This is a genomic window from Pseudarthrobacter sp. SORGH_AS 212, assembly GCF_030818145.1.
Lineage (GTDB): Bacteria > Actinomycetota > Actinomycetes > Actinomycetales > Micrococcaceae > Arthrobacter.
This window is the reverse complement of sequence record NZ_JAUTAA010000001.1, coordinates 3,319,297-3,334,133: the sequence shown is the minus strand read 5'-3', so window position 1 is coordinate 3,334,133 and position 14,837 is coordinate 3,319,297. Positions and strand designations below refer to the sequence as shown.

Genomic DNA, 14,837 nt, shown 5'->3' with positions numbered 1-14,837 from the left:
GGTTGGGCCGGGGGGCACGCAGGGTGGGTTAGGCCGAGAAGCCGCCGTCGGCCTTGATCAGCTGTCCCGACACCCAGCGGCCCGCCGGCGACAGCAGGAACGCCACGGTCCCGGCAACATCGGCGGGGGTTCCCAACCGTCCCGTAGGCTGGCGCGCAATTCCTGACTCGCGCACCTCGTCGGACATCCAGCCGGTATCCACGGGGCCGGGATTGAGGACGTTCGCGGAAATGCCCTGGGGTCCCAGCTCGCGTGCAGCGGCAATCACAATCCGGTCCAGTGCTCCCTTGGACGCGCCGTAGGGCAGGTTGAAGGCTGTGTGGTCGCTGGTCAGCGCAACGATCGCGCCGCCGTCGTCCGTTGCCTGCCGTGCGAACGCGGCGATCAGCTGCCAGCTGGCCCGGGTGTTGACGGCGAAATGCCGTTCAAAGGATTCGAGACTGGTATCGAGGATCCCGGAATCGATGGATTCGGCGTGGCTGAGCACGAGGCCCTGCAGGGGGCCGGCGAGCTCGACGGCCTCCGCGACCAGGCGATCCGGCACCGCCGGATCCTGCAGGTCCGCTGACAGGACGTGGACCTGGGCGCCAATGGCTTCCAGTTCGGCGGTCAGCCGGACTTCGTCCTCGGGGTCACTCCCCCACGGCATCCGGCCGTCGTAGTCCTGCCAGCCGGCCAGCACCAGGTCCCAGCCGTCGGCTGCGAGCTGGCGGGCGATTCCGGCGCCGATGCCGGCCAGCCGGCCGGCACCCGTCACCAGGGCGACGTTGCGGGCAGGGACCGGAGCCGTGGTTTCCATGCGTCCCAGCCTAGCCGCGCCGGGCCAGCACCCCGTTCACGCCGCTACTTGTTCCACGCCGGCCTGCGCTTGTCCGGCGCCGCGGTGCTTCCGGATGGTGGCACTGATGACGGCGGCGATGGTGCACATGGCAGCGGCACCCAGCCACGCATAGGTGTAGTGCCCGGTGGCGTCGCGGAGCGCACCTGCGGCCAGCGCTGCAGCCGCGGCCCCCAACTGGTGCGCCGCGAACACCCAGCCGAACACCACGCTGCCGTCCGCACCAAAGGTTTCGCGGCAGATGGCGGCCGTAGGCGGCACGGTAGCCACCCAGTCCAGGCCATAGATCACCACGAACACGATCATGCTGGGCTGGACCTCGGCGCTGAGCAGCAGAGGGAGCACCAGCAGGCCGATGCCGCGGAACTGGTAGTAGACGGCCAGCAGGATGCGCGGGTTGAACCGGTCCGTGAGCCACCCTGAGGCGATGGTTCCGAGGATGTCGAAGATCCCGACGACGGCCAGCAGCCCCGCGGCGGTGGTTTCCGGCATGCCGTGGTCGTGCGCAGAGGGGATGAAGTGGGTGCCGATCAGGCCGTTGGTGGTGGCACCGCAGATCGCGAACCCGGCAGCCAGCGCCCAGAACGTACGCACCTTGCTGGCACGGCGCAGCACCTGCAGGGCGCGGACGGCAGCGTTGGCACGCTTGCCGGCGTCCGCCGAAGGCTGTGCATGCGGTGCTGTTGGTGGCTGTGCTGCTGCAGGTTCGGCGCCGAAGGGCAGCACGCCGGCTTCAGCAGGCGAGTTCTTGAGGAACTTCAGCACCAGCGGCACCACGGCCAGGGCACCGGCGGCGATCAGCAGCGAGGCCTGCCGCCAGCCCGGGTCCTGTGCGAGCATGGCGATGAACGGCAGGAAGACCAGCTGGCCCGCCGCGCTGCCGGCCGTCAGGATGCCGATCACCAGGCCGCGGCTCCTGGTGAACCAGGTGTTGGCGATGGTGGCGGCGAAGACCAGTGCCATGGAGCCGGTGCCCAGGCCGATCAGCAGTCCCCAGGTCAGCAGGATCTGCCAGGACTGGTTCACCAGGACGGTGAGGGCGCTGCCCATGCCGATCAGCACCAGTGCCGTCGCCGTCACGGCCCGGACGCCGAAGCGTTCCATCAGGGCCGCGGCGAACGGTGCCGTCAGGCCGAACAGGACCAGGTTGATGCTGACCGCCGCGGACAGGACAGTGGTGCTCCAGCCGAATTCCTGCTGCAGCGGGACCATGAGGACACCCGGGGCTGCCCGGAAACCTGCTGCGCCCACCAGGGCGAGGAAGGCCACGGCCGCCACGATCCAGGCGGGGTGCAGCCGGCGGGGAGGACGTGCCTGCTCCGCGCCGTTGGGGCGTTCCGGGGCATCGGCCGCCTGCTCGTCGGGGGCGGCCGCTTCGTCGGGCAGGGTGCTCATGCCGCTGTTCCGTTGTGGCTGGCGGTGGCAAGGGCCAGGGGCGTGGCGGACCGCGTCTGGCTGTGCCAGCTGGTGTTGGCGGCGGTGAGCTGCAGGCCGCAGGACGTGCAGGTGTCGGCGGACGTGGTGCGCTGCCCGCAGTCCGAATGGACAACGAACATGTGGGCCTTCTCCGATGGCGCCGGCAGGTGCTTCTCCGACCAGATCGTCACGGCATTCAGTACCGGGAGTACGTCCTCGCCCTTGGAGGTGAGGACGTACTCCTGGCGGGTTCGGCCGCCGTCGTCGTAGGCCTGTTTGGTCAGCAGCCCGTCGTCGACCAGGCCCGCAAGGCGCTTGGTGAGCACCGAGTCCGCCGCCTCCAGGCGGGCCTTCATGGCATCGAAGCGGCCGTTGCCGAAGAAGACCTCGCGGAGGACCAGGATGGTCCAGGGGTCGCCCAGGACGTCCAGGCCGCGGGCCATGCTGCAGTTTCGGCGGGACCAGTCGGATCGAAGGGGCATGCCCGAAAGGCTAGCTGACTTCTTTCAAGAAAGCCAGACTACGGGATCGAGGCGAAAGCCTGCTCCAAATCAGCCACCAGGTCCTCTTTGTCCTCGATGCCGCAGGACAGGCGCAGCAGGTTCACCGGCACGGCGAGCTCAGTGCCCTTGACCGAAGCGTGCGTCATTTCGGATGGGTAGTTCATCAGCGATTCGATGCCGCCCAGGGACTCGGCCAGGGTGAACACCGAAGTGGATTCGGCCACCTTCCGGGCAGCCGCCTCGCCACCCTTGAACTGCACCGACACCATGCCGCCGAAGCTCCGCATCTGCTTCCTGGCCAGCTCGTGGCCGGGGTGGGACGGCAGGCCCGGGTACAGGACGGCTTCCACCTCGGGGCGTTCCAGCAGCCATTCGGCCACGGCCTGGCCATTCTCGCTGTGGCGGTCCATCCGCACGCCCAGGGTCTTCAGGCCGCGGGTGGTGAGGAACGCGTCCATCGGCCCGGACACCGCACCCACGGCGAACTGCACGAAACCGATCTTCTCCGCCAGTTCCGCGTCCTTGACCACGACGGCGCCGCCCACCACATCGGAGTGGCCGCCGATGTACTTCGTGGTGGAGTGGACCACGACGTCGGCACCCAGGGCGAGCGGGTTCTGCAGGTAGGGAGACGCGAAGGTGTTGTCCACCACCAGGAGGGCACCGGCGTCGTGCGCTATCTCCGCGAGCGCGGCGATGTCCGTGATCTTCATCAGGGGGTTGGACGGGGTCTCCACCCACACGAAGCGGGTCTTGTTGGCGGCGACGGCGCTGCGGACGGTGTCCAGGTTGGCCATGTCCACCGGGGTGTTGCCGATGCCCCAGTCACCCAACACGCGGCTGATCAGCCGGTACGTCCCGCCGTAGGCATCGTTGCCGAGCACGATGTGGTCACCGGGCCGGGTGAGGGCCCGGATCAGGGCGTCCTCCGCGGCCAGGCCTGAGCTGAAGCTGTAGGCGTGGGTTCCCAGTTCGAGTGCCGCCAACTGTTCCTGCAGGGCGTCCCGGGTGGGGTTGCCGCCGCGGCCGTACTCGTAGCCGGCACGAAGGTTGCCGATGCCGTCCTGCGCGTACGTGGAACTGAAGTGCAACGGCGGAACCACGGCGCCGGTGCGCGGCTCGAAGGCCTGGCCGGCGTGCACCGCGCGGGTGTTGAAACCTTGGTTTTCCTGCAGGGACATGGTGCTCCTTCGTGTGTCTGGTTTCGACAGGCCCAACCACCGCAGGCGGCCGGGCCAACCGCCGGGATTAGTTGCTGAGGTACGCCAGAAGGTCGTGCCGGGTGAGGATGCCGATGGGGGCGCCCACGAACGTGACCATGACGGTGTCCACGTCGGAGAGCAGCTCGCGGGCTGCCGAGATGCTTTCCAGCGATCCGATGACGGGCAGCTTGGGGCCCATGTGTTCGGCGATCTTGTCCGTCAGTTTGGCTTCGCCGCGGAAGAGCTTGGCCGTCAGGGTGCGTTCGTCCACTGCGCCGAGGACCTCGCCCATCACCACGGGGGGTTCCTGCGAGAGCACCGGGATGTGGCTGACGCCGAACTCGTTCATGATGTTGATGACGTCGCGGACCGACTCGTTGGGGTGGATGTGCACCAGGTCCGGCAGTTCACCGTTCTTGGACTTGATGACCTCGCCCACGGAGGTTTCCTCGCCGCCGGCCAGGAAGCCGTACGAGCGCATCCATTGGTCGTTGAAGATCTTGGCCAGGTAGCCGCGCCCGGAGTCGGGCAGGATGACGACGACGACGGCTGACTCGGGGAGGTCCTTCGCCGCCTGCAGGGCGGCCACCACGGCCATTCCCGACGAGCCGCCCACCAGCAGTCCTTCTTCGCGGGCCAGCCGCCGGGTCATGGCGAAGGAGTCTGCGTCGGTGACGGCGATGACCTGGTCCGGGATGGTCTTGTCATAGTTGGCCGGCCACATGTCCTCGCCCACGCCCTCGACGAAGTACGGCCGGCCGGTACCGCCCGAGTAGACCGAGCCCGACGGATCCGCTCCTATGATCCGGACCACGCCGCCGTCGGACTCGGGACGGCCGGCCGAAACCTCCTTGAGGTAGCGGCCGGTGCCGGTGATAGTGCCGCCGGTGCCTGCCCCGATGACCACATGGGTGACCTTGCCGTCGGTGTCCTGCCAGATCTCCGGACCGGTGGTCTTGTAGTGGCTGCCCGGCGCTGCCGGGTTGGAGAACTGGTCCGGTTTGTAGGCGCCCGGCGTTTCGCGGACCAGCCGGTCCGAGACGCCGTAGTAGCTCTGCGGGCTGTCCGGCGGCACGGCGGTGGGCGTCACCACAACTTCGGCGCCGTACGCCTGCAGGACCGCCCGTTTGTCCTCGCCCACCTTGTCCGGGACGACGAAGATGCACTTGTAGCCCTTTTGCTGTGCCACGAGTGCCAGGCCCACGCCGGTGTTGCCGGAGGTGGGTTCGATGATGGTGCCGCCGGGCTGCAGCTTGCCTTCGCGTTCGGCGTCCTCGACCATCTGCGCCGCGATGCGGTCTTTGATGGATCCGCCGGGGTTCAGGTACTCAACTTTCACCAGGACGGTGGCCCTGATGCCCTCGGTCACGTGGTTGAGTTTGATGAGCGGCGTGTTGCCGATGAGGTCCAGGATGGACTGGGCGTACTTCATAGGTATAAAGCTACCGCTTCCTGCACGCGCCACCCGGCCGGGGGTGCGACGATAAGGCGGTGAAGCAGTTCGCATGGGCCAAGGCTGCCCGCAGTTACCTGCTGCCCGGTGCCGCGCTGGCGGCAGGCCTGGCAGCCCTGGCCACAGGCATACTCCCCCTGCCGGCGTTCAGTGAGCTGGCCGGACGCACGGTGCCCATCCTGGGCTTTGTCCTGGCCATGTCCCTGGTCACCGAACTGGTGGACGAGGCCGGGCTGTTCCGGGCCGTGACCGGAAGGCTCGCAGCCCTGGGCCGGGGCAGGGTGTTTACCCTATGGCTGCTGGTGATCGCGCTGGCCACCGTATCCACGGTGTTCCTGTCCCTGGACACCACCGCGGTGCTGGTGACGCCGGTGGTGGTCCTCCTGGCCATGCATGCCGGAATTCCGCCGCTGCCGTTCGCCCTGACCAGCATCTGGCTGGCCAATACGGCCTCGCTGCTGCTGCCCGTCTCCAACCTGACCAACCTGCTGGCCCAGGAGCGGCTGGGATTCAGCCCGGTGGAGTTCGCCGGGCTGGTGTGGGCACCGGCAGTGGTGGGTTTGCTGGTCCCCCTTGTCCTGCTGTGGCTGGCGTTCCGGCGCGACCTCCGGGGGCGGTACCGGCCACGGCCCGTCCGCCCGGCCCGGGACCGGACCCTGCTGGCGATGGCCGCGGCCACGCTGCTGGTGCTGCTGCCGGCGCTGGTGTCCGGCCTGCCGGTCCAGTACCCCGCCCTTGCCGCAGCGGCTTTCCTCATGGCTGTCTTCGCATGGCGCCGGCCGGCGGCATTGAAGTGGTCCATGGTGCCGTGGCGGCCCCTGATGCTGACGGCCGGGCTGTTCATGCTGATGGAAGCCCTGCATGCCAACGGCCTCACCGCCCTGCTCGACGGCGTGGCAGGTTCCCGGGAAGACCTTCCCGCGCTCCTTCAGCTGGCCGGCGTTGGGGCGGGCGCTGCGAACGTGGCCAACAACCTGCCGGCCTACCTCGCCCTGGAGCCCGTGGCGGACTCCCCCGCCCGGCTTGCCGCGCTCCTGATCGGGGTCAACCTTGGGCCGCTGGTCAGCCCGTGGGCATCGCTGGCCACACTGCTGTGGCACGAGCGGCTCCGCGTTCTGAACGTCCCCGTCAGGTGGGGCGGCTTCGCGCTGGCCGGGATCGTGGCGGTGCTGCTGACACTCCCCCTTGCCGTCCTGGCACTGTGGTCCGTGTCAGGGATGCACTGAGCCTCAGGCGCCCCCTGCCGGCTGGCCGGCCTCGCCGGTTTCGTTGGCGGGAAGGTTTTCCCACAGCCCCAGCACGTTGCCTTCGGTGTCCTTGAAGTAGGCGAAGTGGCCCATGCCCGGGATGGTTTCCTTGGCCCGCACCACCGCTCCACCCAGCGATTCGACGGCCTTGAGGGTGGCATCGATGTCCGGGACGTCCACGGTGATGACGGGTGAGGCCAGGTCCGCCTCCCGGTCCATCATGCCGCCGTTGATCGCTCCGGGTTCCGTTGGCCTGCCCGAGGAGTCCATCGGCGTGGTGGTCACGTTGGTGTAGTAATCCATTCCCGGCACCGGTTCCAGTGTCCAGCCCAGGGCCTGCCGGTAGAACTCTGCCGCCCGTCCACGGTCGTCCGCGGGGATTTCGAAATGCACTACTCCGCCCATGGCAATTTCCTGCCTTTCCCGGCCGGGCGCGGCGTCTCCGCGCCTCACGCTGGATTCTAGTCCGGCCCGTCCCCACTGGTAAGGGGCCGCCTTGTCGCAGGGCCGTGGGACGATTAAGGCATGACCATCGCAGCAGCACCTTCCCGGCTTGCCGCCGGCGCGGACGTGTCCCTGTGCTGGTACCCGGAGGGCTCCTACAGCCTGGCCCGAACCCTTGGCCCGCTGCTGCGCGGCCACAGCGACCCCTCCTTCAGCGTCCAGGGAGACGTCATCTGGAACGCGTTCACCACGCCGGACGGGCCGGCCACGCTGCGGCTCAGCCCGGTAGGAGGTACTGCCGCCGGGGCGCACGACGACGGCCCCCGGGTCCCTGCCCGGGTGGACGTCCAGGCGTGGGGACCGGGCGCCGAACTGGCGGCACGGGCAGCTCCCCGGCTGATGGGCGCAGAGGACGACTGGTCCGGCTTCGACGAGCCGGACTTCCACGCCACACTGCCCCGGATGGTCCGCGAAGCCCGGCGGCGGAGCCAGGCGCTGCGGCTTCCCGCCAGTGGCCGGATGGTCGACCAGCTGGTGCCCATCATCCTGGAGCAGAAGGTCACCGTCATTGAGGCCCGGCGGGGGTACCAGTACCTGGGGCAGCGATACGGAACGCCTGCTCCGCCGGCCGGCACGTCAACACCCAAGGGTCTGCTGGTGCCGCCCACGGCCACGCAATGGCTGCAGGTTCCCAGCTGGGAGTGGCACAAGGCCGGTGTGGGACCCCAGCGTTCGGCCACAGTCATGCGGGCGCTGCGCTCCGCCGTCGCGCTTGAACGGCTGGCCGGGCTGCCTGCAGCCGAGGCAGGCCTGAAGATGCAGGCCATTCCGGGCATCGGAATCTGGACGGCGGCTGAAGTGGTGCAGCGGACCCATGGCTGCCCGGACTCCATCGCCGTGGGTGACTACCATTTGGCGGCTTACGTAGGGGCAGCCCTGACCGGACGCCGGACCGACGACGCCGGAATGCTCCGCCTGCTCGAACCCTGGAACGGGCAGCGGCAGCGGGTAGTACGGATGATCCAGAGCACCGGCTTCCGCAAGCCGACCTTCGGCCCCCGGATGACCATCCAGGACCACCGCGGGCACTAGCCACCGGACTCAACGCTTAGGCGGCACTCAGATGGGTAAGGTTTCCGGATGGATGCGGCAACGAATGCGACCCCCGGTACCAACGAGCCCGAAGAGGACAGCCATGTCCAGCTTCAACTGGCCATCTTCGACGTCACCCGGGATGCGGAAGGCAACGACCTCGAGGAGATCAAAGAGAGGCTCCGGGCAGAATTCGCCCGCCGTGGCGTACAGTCCCCGCCAGCCACCTGGCTGGACTCGGTGGCGTCCGCCGCGTTCTACGGGAAGCCATACATCGTCGACCTCCCCTCCGCCCTGGCCGCTGATGATGCGGTGCCCGCGCCCACCGGGGACGTGAGGGAACAGCTCGAACTGCGGCGGGAACTCCGGAACGAAAAGCTGCCCCCGGGCACCCTCCCCGCCGCCTCCGAATGGAAGTTGTCGCCGGACGAAGTCACGACAGCGGGATCCGCCCCATCATCAGGCGGGCCTCCCGCCCACAGCCCGGAAAAGAGCGCCGCCGGCTTCCGCCCGCTGCTCGTGGCCGCCACGCTCGCCGCCGCCGTCGTCCTGGCGTTTGCCGCCGCGCGGGCATCCCGCCGGGGTGCCCGCGGGGCAAAGTAGGGCTGCGCCGCAGGAACGGCAGAAGGGTTACAGGCCCAGCCGGGCCACCGCCTCCTGCCGCATCTCCACCTTGCGGATCTTCCCCGAGACCGTCATGGGAAAGCTGCTGCGGATCTCGACGTAGCGGGGCACCTTGTAGTGGGCCAGCTGCCCGCGGCAGAAGTCGGCCACCGCCGCGGCGTCCAGCGGTTCGGCGCCGGGCTTGAGGATGATGCAGGCCATCAGTTCCTCCCCGTACTTTTCGTCCGGCACACCGATCACCTGGACGTCCTGGACTGCCGGGTGGGTATAGAGGAACTCCTCGATTTCACGGGGGTAGATGTTCTCGCCGCCGCGGATCACCATGTCCTTGATCCGGCCCTCCACCAGCACGTACCCGTCGGCATCCATCCGGGCGAGGTCTCCGGTGTGCATCCAGCCCTCGGCGTCGATGGCCTCCGCGGTCTTGTCCGGCTGGTTCCAGTACCCGTCCATCACCGCGTAGCCGCGGGTGCAGAGTTCGCCGATCTCCCCGCGCTCCACCACCGCGCCGGACACGGGGTCCACGATTTTGCTCTCCAGGTGCGGCATGGTCCGGCCCACCGTTTCGGTCCGGTGCTGCAGGGTGTCGCCCTTTCGCGTCATGGTGGACACCGGCGACGTCTCGGTCATGCCGTAGCAGATGGCCACGTCCGTCATGTTCATGTCCGCGATGACGTGGTTCATCACCTCGATGGGGCACAGCGAACCCGCCATCACCCCGGTGCGCAGGGTAGAGAGGTCGTAGGAGGCGAAGTCGGGCAGCGCGAGCTCGGCGATGAACATGGTCGGCACCCCGTACAGGGACGTCCCGCCGAAATCCTGTACCGCTTCCAGCGCCGCGGCCGGCGAGAACCCGCGGCCCGGGATGATGGTGGCGGCACCGTGGCTCAGGGCGTTGAGGTTGCCGATCACCATCCCGAAGCAGTGGTAGAACGGCACCGGGATCACCACACGGTCGTGCTCGGTGTAGCCCAGCAGTTCCCCGATGGCGAAGCCGTTGTTCAGGATGTTGTGGTGCGTGAGGGTGGCTCCCTTGGGGAACCCCGTGGTGCCGGAGGTGTACTGCAGGTTGATGGGATCGTGCGGATCCAGTTCCGCCATCCGCGCCTTCAGGGCGGAGTGCCCGACGGCGTCAGCCCGCTTGAGCAGCTCGGCGTACGTCAGCTCGGCGTCGCTGAGCGGGGACACGGCGTCGTCCACGTCCCCGCCCGGAACCGGCAGGAACACCAGTTCCCGCAGTTCCGGGGAGCCGGCGAGCGCCTTCCGTGCCATGGCCACATAATCGCTGTTGGTGTCCGAAGGCGCGGTCACAAGCGTCCGCATCCCGTTCTGTTTCACCACGAATTCAAGCTCGTGGCTGCGGTACGCGGGGTTCACGTTGACCAGGATGGCTCCCACTTTCGCGGTGGCGTACTGCAGCAGCGTCCATTCGGCGCAGTTGGGACTCCAGATGCCCACCCGCTCCCCCTTGGCCACGCCCAGGGCGAGGAGCGCGCGGGCCAGCCGGTCGACGTCGTCGTTCATCTTGCTGTAGCTCCAGCGGCGCGCGTCGGCGCCCGGTACCGGAGCCGCCTCGATCAGGGCATCGTGGTACGGGAACCTGGCGGCCACCCGCTCGAAGTTCGAGCCGATGGTCTCCTCGAGCAGCGGAACGTCAGTGTCCCCGGCTGTGTAAGCACGCATGCAGGCACGCTACCAACAGGGCGGCGGCAATGACAGCATCCGGATCGCATGTCCGCCGCAACACGGCGGGAAGCGGCGCCGCTGCCCGGTATTGTGAAAGCCATGAGTGCACCGATCGACCTGCAGGCAACGTTCATCCCCAACGAGGGCGAGTTCTTCCGCGTGAAGCTGGCCCTGGAAATCGCCATCGACGAGGTGGTGAACGAGCCGGGCTGCATCCGCTACGAACTGACGGAAGCCACTGAGGAAAAGCTGGTGCTGACCGAACAGTGGGCTTCGGAGGAGGACCTGGAGAAGCATTCGAAGGGCACCGCGGTGCAGGACCTCAACGAATCGCTGAGCGCACTGCTGGCCGAGCCCGTCAAGGTGGAACGCATCTAGCAGGCCATTGAAACCAAAAGAGCGGGACCTCCCACAGGGAGGTCCCGCTCTTTTTGTTTAAGGATTCTTTACAGGTCCGGGATCTGCGAGCCGTCCTGGGGCCCCGAGGGCTTGGCTGCGGCTGAAGCCTCTTCGCGCTGCTTGGCCACGTGGGCATGGACTTCCTCCATGTCCAGGGCCTTCACGGCGTCCACCACCTGCTCCAGCTGCTGGGCGTTCAGCGCGCCGGGCTGGGAGAACACCAGCACCTTTTCGCGGAAAGCCATCAGGGTGGGGATGGAGGAAATGCCTGCCTCCGCGGCGAGCTGCTGCTCGGCTTCGGTGTCCACCTTGGTGAAGAGGACATCCGGGTGCTTCTCGGAAACAGCTGAGTACGTGGGCCCGAACTGCTTGCAGGGGCCGCACCATTCTGCCCAGAAGTCGACCAGGACAATGTCGTTGCCTTCGATCGTCGATGCGAACTGTTCACCTGTGATGTCAAGGGTAGCCATGGAACAACGGTACGCGTGATGCCGCCGCCGTGCTGGGCTGTTCGCTGGACGCGTCATCGGGAATAACCCGGCCCTGCGCATGTACACAGCCGCTCCGTGGGCCTACCCTGTGGTCATCAGCCCCGCAGCGGCACCCGGGAGGGCACCATGGACATCGCGGTATCCGCGCATTCCCTGACCAAGAGCTTCGGCCGCCGCGAAGTCCTGCACGGCGTCGACTTTGAGGTGCAGGCGGGCAGTGTTTTCGGTGTGATCGGCCCCAACGGCGCGGGCAAGACCACCACCATGCGCTGCCTCCTGGACATCATCCGGCCCAACGGCGGTGAAGTGCGGGTCCTGGGCCAGGACCCCCGGGCGGGCGGGCCGGACCTGCGCCGCCGCATCGGCTACCTCCCGGGCGAGCTCTTCCTCGAAGGCAGGGTGACAGGGCGGAAGCTGCTGTCCCACTACGAGGCGGTCAGCGGACCTGTGCCGCCCGGCAGGATTAATGAACTCGCGCAGCGGCTGGACCTCGACCTGGACCGGCACACCCGCAAGCTGTCCAAGGGCAACAAGCAAAAACTCGGGCTGGTGCAGGCCTTCATGCACCAGCCGGAACTGCTGGTGCTGGACGAGCCCACCAGCGGGCTGGACCCCCTGATCCAGCAGGAGTTCCACGCCATGCTGCGCGAGGCCCGCCGCAACGGCCAGACCGTTTTCCTCAGCTCCCACGTCCTCAGCGAGATCCAGCAGACCGCTGACACGGTGGCCATCCTCCGCGACGGCCGCATCATCGCCGTGGAATCCGTGACCGGGCTGCGGGAAAGCGCAGTGCGGCACCTCCGCTTCACGGCCTCCCACACAGCGGCGCCCGACGCCGTTGCGCTGCTCACGGCGGTGCCAGGCATCGGGAACGTCGAGGTGCTGGAGTCCAACGGCGGCGTCACCCTGTCCGCGGTCCTCGAAGGCGCCATCCAGCCGCTGCTCCATGCGCTGGGACGGCTTGAGCTGACCGATCTTGTGCTGGAGGAGCCCGACCTTGAGGAGTCCGTGCTGAAGATGTACGCCATGCCACGGAAGGAAGTCCGGTGAGGCATCCCGCGGGTACCACGCTTCCACTGTTCCGGCGGGCCTTCGTCGACTCGTGGCGCTCCACCCTTGCCTGGGCCGCCGGGCTCGCTGCGGCGGCGTTCCTGTACCTCCCGCTCTACCCCTCCATCGGCGGCAGTGACCAAATGCAGGAAATGATCAACGCCCTGCCGGCGGAGATGACCCGCGCCCTGAACTACGACCAGATCGCCTCCGGGCCCGGTTACGCGCAGGCCACTTTGTTCGGGCTGATTGGTTTCCTTCTCATGAGCATCGCCACCGTGGCCTGGGGCGCTGCTGCCGTGGGCGGCGATGAGGAGTCGGGACAGCTCGAACTGACCCTGGCCCATGGCGTGCGGAGGGTGCAGGTGGTCCTGGAACGCGCGCTCGCGCTGCTGTTGCGGGTGCTGGTGCTGGCCGCCCTGGCTTTCGTCATCGTCTCCCTGCTGAACGGCCCCTCGCAGCTGGACATCGATCCTGCCAACCTCTTCGGTACGGTGGTGCTGTTCGCCGGGCTTGGCCTGCTCACGGGGACCTCGGCGCTGTTCGTCGGTGCGGCGACCGGACGCCGCACGTACGGACTCGCGGCCGGAGCGGCGGTGGCGGTGCTCGGATACGTGTTCAACGCCGTTGGCAGGCAAAGCCCGGACGTTGAGTGGTTGCTCAAGGTCAGCCCCTACCACTGGGCCTACGGCAACTCCCCCATGGTCAATGGGGCCGACTGGGCCTCGGCCGGGTGGCTCTGGGGCATTTCCGCGGCACTGGTGGCGCTGGCCGCCGTCGCCCTTGAACAGCGCGACGTCGGCGCGTAGCCGGCACCGCTCATTAGGACCCGTTACGGGCTGGCGTCAGGGCCGGTGGTTATGCCCAGGTGTGTGGAGCCGGCGAGCGGCTGCCGGGCAACTGGCTGGATTCGCGCCATTCGTGGATCCATTCGGGCAGCACCAGGTTCGCGGGCGGCTGGCCGAACTCGCGGAGGATCTCCTCCTGGCTGACCGGACCGGACCTGCTGACCAGCCGGGTGGCGATGTAGGCACGCGCGTAAATTTCGCCGTCGGCCACCATCCGCTGCTCGAAGAAGATGGCTTTGGTGTCCAGCCCGATGATCCGGGTCTCGATGGTGTACTGCTGCCACAGCTGCAGCGACTTCCTGAAGGCAATGGTCTCGGCCGCCACCACGGGGCTCCAGCCACGTCCCCGCATCCGCTTCCACACGCCGCTGCGCACCATCAGGTCGAACCGGCCCAGGTCCATGAGGGACAGGTACATGCCGTTGTTGACGTGCATCGCGATATCGATGTCCGTGGGCAGGACCCGCAGCGGCAGCGAAGCACTGTCCCATACGGTGAGCGGACGGCGGCGGGCTGAACGGAACAGCAGGAGCAGGGTCCTCAGGAGAAGGTGCATGACTCGATGTTACCCGCTGGTAACTTTACTGGAGCGGCCTGGTCTGGAGGTCACTGACGCCGGCCGTGCACGTAGGATTTCCAGCATGACGCACCAACGCTACCGGGACCTGGCGGAATGGCCGCTGATGGGCACTGCGCTCGTCTTCCTGGCAGCCTACGCGTGGCAGGTGATCGGCCGTCTTGAAGGCAGCGGCGCGAGCTGGCTGGAAGCCGTCATGTGGGCCACCTGGATAGTGTTTGCCGTCGACTATGCTGCCAACCTGTGGCTGGCACCCCGCCGGTGGGACTGGTTCGTCCGCAACCTCCACGAACTGCTCATCGTGGCCCTTCCGTTCTTCCGGCCGCTGCGCCTGCTCCGGCTGGTCACGCTGCTGTCCGTGCTCCACCGGACGGTGGGCGAGACCCTGCGGGGCCGCGTAGCTACTTACGTGGCCGGTTCCGCGGGAATGCTCATATTTGTGGGTGCGCTCGCCGTCCTGGACGTGGAGCAGTCGGCACCGGACGCCAAGATTGTCACCTTCGGGGACGCGCTCTGGTGGGCCATCACCACCATCACCACCGTGGGCTACGGCGACCTCTACCCGGTGACACCGATCGGCCGGTTGGTGGCGGCCGCGCTGATGATGAGCGGAATTGCGGTGCTCGGCGTGGTCACCGCATCGATTGCTTCATGGCTGGTGCAGCGGGTGGAGGACACGGCGGAGTCAGTGGCCGAGGCCGTCGAGGAACCCGTCCGCGCCGAGGTTGCGGAGCTGGTGGCCGAGATCTCCGCACTCCGCCGGGAAATCGCTGAGCTGAAGGAAAACCGGACCGTCTAAACGGTGCCCGCAGGTATGCGGCAGCCGGTTCCTGAGTACGCGGGCCGGCGGCGGCCAAGTAGCCGGCTGGAAAAGTCGGGTAAGTCCTACTGATGCCGGGCTGTTCCCCGGGTTCCTAGACTCGGGACTCCTAGGAAAGAACCACGCACCGGCTGTTCCCCGGGTTTG

General features: G+C 67.8%; 16 protein-coding genes. 7 read left to right on the top strand and 9 right to left on the bottom strand.

What is annotated here, in order from left to right:
- Window positions 1-28 precede the first annotated feature (28 nt).
- The 5 genes from QE394_RS15230 to QE394_RS15210 form a co-directional block, all read right to left on the bottom strand.
- On the bottom strand, window positions 29-799 hold the full coding sequence (locus tag QE394_RS15230; protein ID WP_349034995.1) for an SDR family oxidoreductase: 771 nt from the start codon (window positions 797-799) through the stop codon (window positions 29-31).
- A 36-nt stretch (window positions 800-835) separates the two neighbouring features.
- Window positions 836-2,233, bottom strand: coding sequence for an MFS transporter (locus QE394_RS15225; RefSeq protein ID WP_349034994.1), 1,398 nt, complete (start codon window positions 2,231-2,233; stop codon window positions 836-838).
- A complete protein-coding gene (locus QE394_RS15220; protein WP_349034993.1) occupies window positions 2,230-2,736 on the bottom strand; it encodes a helix-turn-helix domain-containing protein in 507 nt (168 codons plus the stop codon). The genes QE394_RS15225 and QE394_RS15220 overlap by 4 nt, the downstream gene beginning before the upstream one ends.
- 38 nt (window positions 2,737-2,774) lie before the next feature.
- Window positions 2,775-3,938, bottom strand: a complete 1,164-nt coding sequence (locus tag QE394_RS15215) for a cystathionine gamma-synthase (RefSeq protein WP_056075543.1) — start codon at window positions 3,936-3,938, stop codon at window positions 2,775-2,777.
- 67 nt (window positions 3,939-4,005) lie between these two features.
- The gene (locus tag QE394_RS15210) at window positions 4,006-5,391 is read right to left on the bottom strand and encodes a cystathionine beta-synthase (RefSeq protein ID WP_056075546.1); all 1,386 of its coding nucleotides are present in this window, start codon (window positions 5,389-5,391) and stop codon (window positions 4,006-4,008) included.
- A gap of 59 nt (window positions 5,392-5,450) precedes the next feature.
- Between QE394_RS15210 and QE394_RS15205 the strand changes: the two genes are divergently transcribed.
- Complete coding sequence (locus QE394_RS15205) at window positions 5,451-6,638, top strand: SLC13 family permease (RefSeq protein WP_268156573.1); 1,188 nt, start codon at window positions 5,451-5,453, stop codon at window positions 6,636-6,638.
- A gap of 3 nt (window positions 6,639-6,641) precedes the next feature.
- On the opposite strand, the gene QE394_RS15200 is transcribed toward QE394_RS15205, so the two are convergent.
- On the bottom strand, window positions 6,642-7,064 hold the full coding sequence (locus QE394_RS15200; protein ID WP_261619258.1) for a VOC family protein: 423 nt from the start codon (window positions 7,062-7,064) through the stop codon (window positions 6,642-6,644).
- Between the two features lie 120 nt (window positions 7,065-7,184).
- Here QE394_RS15200 and QE394_RS15195 point away from each other — a divergent pair, with 120 nt between their 5' ends.
- Both QE394_RS15195 and QE394_RS15190 read left to right on the top strand, forming a co-directional pair.
- Window positions 7,185-8,195, top strand: coding sequence for a 3-methyladenine DNA glycosylase (locus QE394_RS15195; RefSeq protein ID WP_349034992.1), 1,011 nt, complete (start codon window positions 7,185-7,187; stop codon window positions 8,193-8,195).
- Window positions 8,196-8,243: 48 nt separating this feature from the next.
- Window positions 8,244-8,798, top strand: coding sequence for a hypothetical protein (locus QE394_RS15190; RefSeq protein WP_261619260.1), 555 nt, complete (start codon window positions 8,244-8,246; stop codon window positions 8,796-8,798).
- A gap of 27 nt (window positions 8,799-8,825) precedes the next feature.
- Here QE394_RS15190 and QE394_RS15185 read toward each other — a convergent pair whose 3' ends face one another.
- Complete coding sequence (locus QE394_RS15185; protein ID WP_056075562.1) at window positions 8,826-10,502, bottom strand: AMP-binding protein; 1,677 nt, start codon at window positions 10,500-10,502, stop codon at window positions 8,826-8,828.
- A 102-nt stretch (window positions 10,503-10,604) separates the two neighbouring features.
- On the opposite strand from QE394_RS15185, the gene QE394_RS15180 reads away from it, so the two are divergent.
- The gene (locus tag QE394_RS15180; protein ID WP_261619261.1) at window positions 10,605-10,883 is read left to right on the top strand and encodes an antibiotic biosynthesis monooxygenase; all 279 of its coding nucleotides are present in this window, start codon (window positions 10,605-10,607) and stop codon (window positions 10,881-10,883) included.
- A gap of 68 nt (window positions 10,884-10,951) precedes the next feature.
- On the opposite strand, the gene QE394_RS15175 is transcribed toward QE394_RS15180, so the two are convergent.
- Window positions 10,952-11,374, bottom strand: coding sequence for a thioredoxin family protein (locus QE394_RS15175; RefSeq protein ID WP_015937931.1), 423 nt, complete (start codon window positions 11,372-11,374; stop codon window positions 10,952-10,954).
- 147 nt (window positions 11,375-11,521) lie between these two features.
- Between QE394_RS15175 and QE394_RS15170 the strand changes: the two genes are divergently transcribed.
- A complete protein-coding gene (locus QE394_RS15170; RefSeq protein ID WP_261619262.1) occupies window positions 11,522-12,445 on the top strand; it encodes an ABC transporter ATP-binding protein in 924 nt (307 codons plus the stop codon).
- Complete coding sequence (locus tag QE394_RS15165; protein WP_056075568.1) at window positions 12,442-13,254, top strand: ABC transporter permease subunit; 813 nt, start codon at window positions 12,442-12,444, stop codon at window positions 13,252-13,254. The genes QE394_RS15170 and QE394_RS15165 overlap by 4 nt, the downstream gene beginning before the upstream one ends.
- Window positions 13,255-13,303: 49 nt before the next feature.
- Here QE394_RS15165 and QE394_RS15160 read toward each other — a convergent pair whose 3' ends face one another.
- Window positions 13,304-13,849 (bottom strand): acyl-CoA thioesterase, encoded by a 546-nt coding sequence (locus QE394_RS15160; protein ID WP_349034991.1) that lies wholly within the window; start codon window positions 13,847-13,849, stop codon window positions 13,304-13,306.
- Window positions 13,850-13,934: 85 nt separating this feature from the next.
- Between QE394_RS15160 and QE394_RS15155 the strand changes: the two genes are divergently transcribed.
- Window positions 13,935-14,669: a potassium channel family protein gene (locus tag QE394_RS15155; protein ID WP_349034990.1), complete on the top strand. Its 735-nt coding sequence runs from the start codon at window positions 13,935-13,937 to the stop codon at window positions 14,667-14,669.
- Window positions 14,670-14,837 lie beyond the last annotated feature (168 nt).

Excerpts from the sequence above, each read along its gene's own strand:
- QE394_RS15215 (WP_056075543.1), bottom strand. The coding sequence starts at position 3,938 with ATGTCCCTGCAGGAAAACCAAGGTTTCAACACCCGCGCGGTGCACGCC.
- QE394_RS15190 (WP_261619260.1), top strand. The coding sequence starts at position 8,244 with ATGGATGCGGCAACGAATGCGACCCCCGGTACCAACGAGCCCGAAGAG.
- QE394_RS15175 (WP_015937931.1), bottom strand. The coding sequence starts at position 11,374 with ATGGCTACCCTTGACATCACAGGTGAACAGTTCGCATCGACGATCGAA.
- QE394_RS15230 (WP_349034995.1), bottom strand. The coding sequence starts at position 799 with ATGGAAACCACGGCTCCGGTCCCTGCCCGCAACGTCGCCCTGGTGACG.
- QE394_RS15200 (WP_261619258.1), bottom strand. The coding sequence starts at position 7,064 with ATGGGCGGAGTAGTGCATTTCGAAATCCCCGCGGACGACCGTGGACGG.
- QE394_RS15155 (WP_349034990.1), top strand. The coding sequence starts at position 13,935 with ATGACGCACCAACGCTACCGGGACCTGGCGGAATGGCCGCTGATGGGC.
- QE394_RS15220 (WP_349034993.1), bottom strand. The coding sequence starts at position 2,736 with ATGCCCCTTCGATCCGACTGGTCCCGCCGAAACTGCAGCATGGCCCGC.
- QE394_RS15195 (WP_349034992.1), top strand. The coding sequence starts at position 7,185 with ATGACCATCGCAGCAGCACCTTCCCGGCTTGCCGCCGGCGCGGACGTG.
- QE394_RS15185 (WP_056075562.1), bottom strand. The coding sequence starts at position 10,502 with ATGCGTGCTTACACAGCCGGGGACACTGACGTTCCGCTGCTCGAGGAG.
- QE394_RS15160 (WP_349034991.1), bottom strand. The coding sequence starts at position 13,849 with ATGCACCTTCTCCTGAGGACCCTGCTCCTGCTGTTCCGTTCAGCCCGC.
- QE394_RS15180 (WP_261619261.1), top strand. The coding sequence starts at position 10,605 with ATGAGTGCACCGATCGACCTGCAGGCAACGTTCATCCCCAACGAGGGC.
- QE394_RS15225 (WP_349034994.1), bottom strand. The coding sequence starts at position 2,233 with ATGAGCACCCTGCCCGACGAAGCGGCCGCCCCCGACGAGCAGGCGGCC.
- QE394_RS15170 (WP_261619262.1), top strand. The coding sequence starts at position 11,522 with ATGGACATCGCGGTATCCGCGCATTCCCTGACCAAGAGCTTCGGCCGC.
- QE394_RS15210 (WP_056075546.1), bottom strand. The coding sequence starts at position 5,391 with ATGAAGTACGCCCAGTCCATCCTGGACCTCATCGGCAACACGCCGCTC.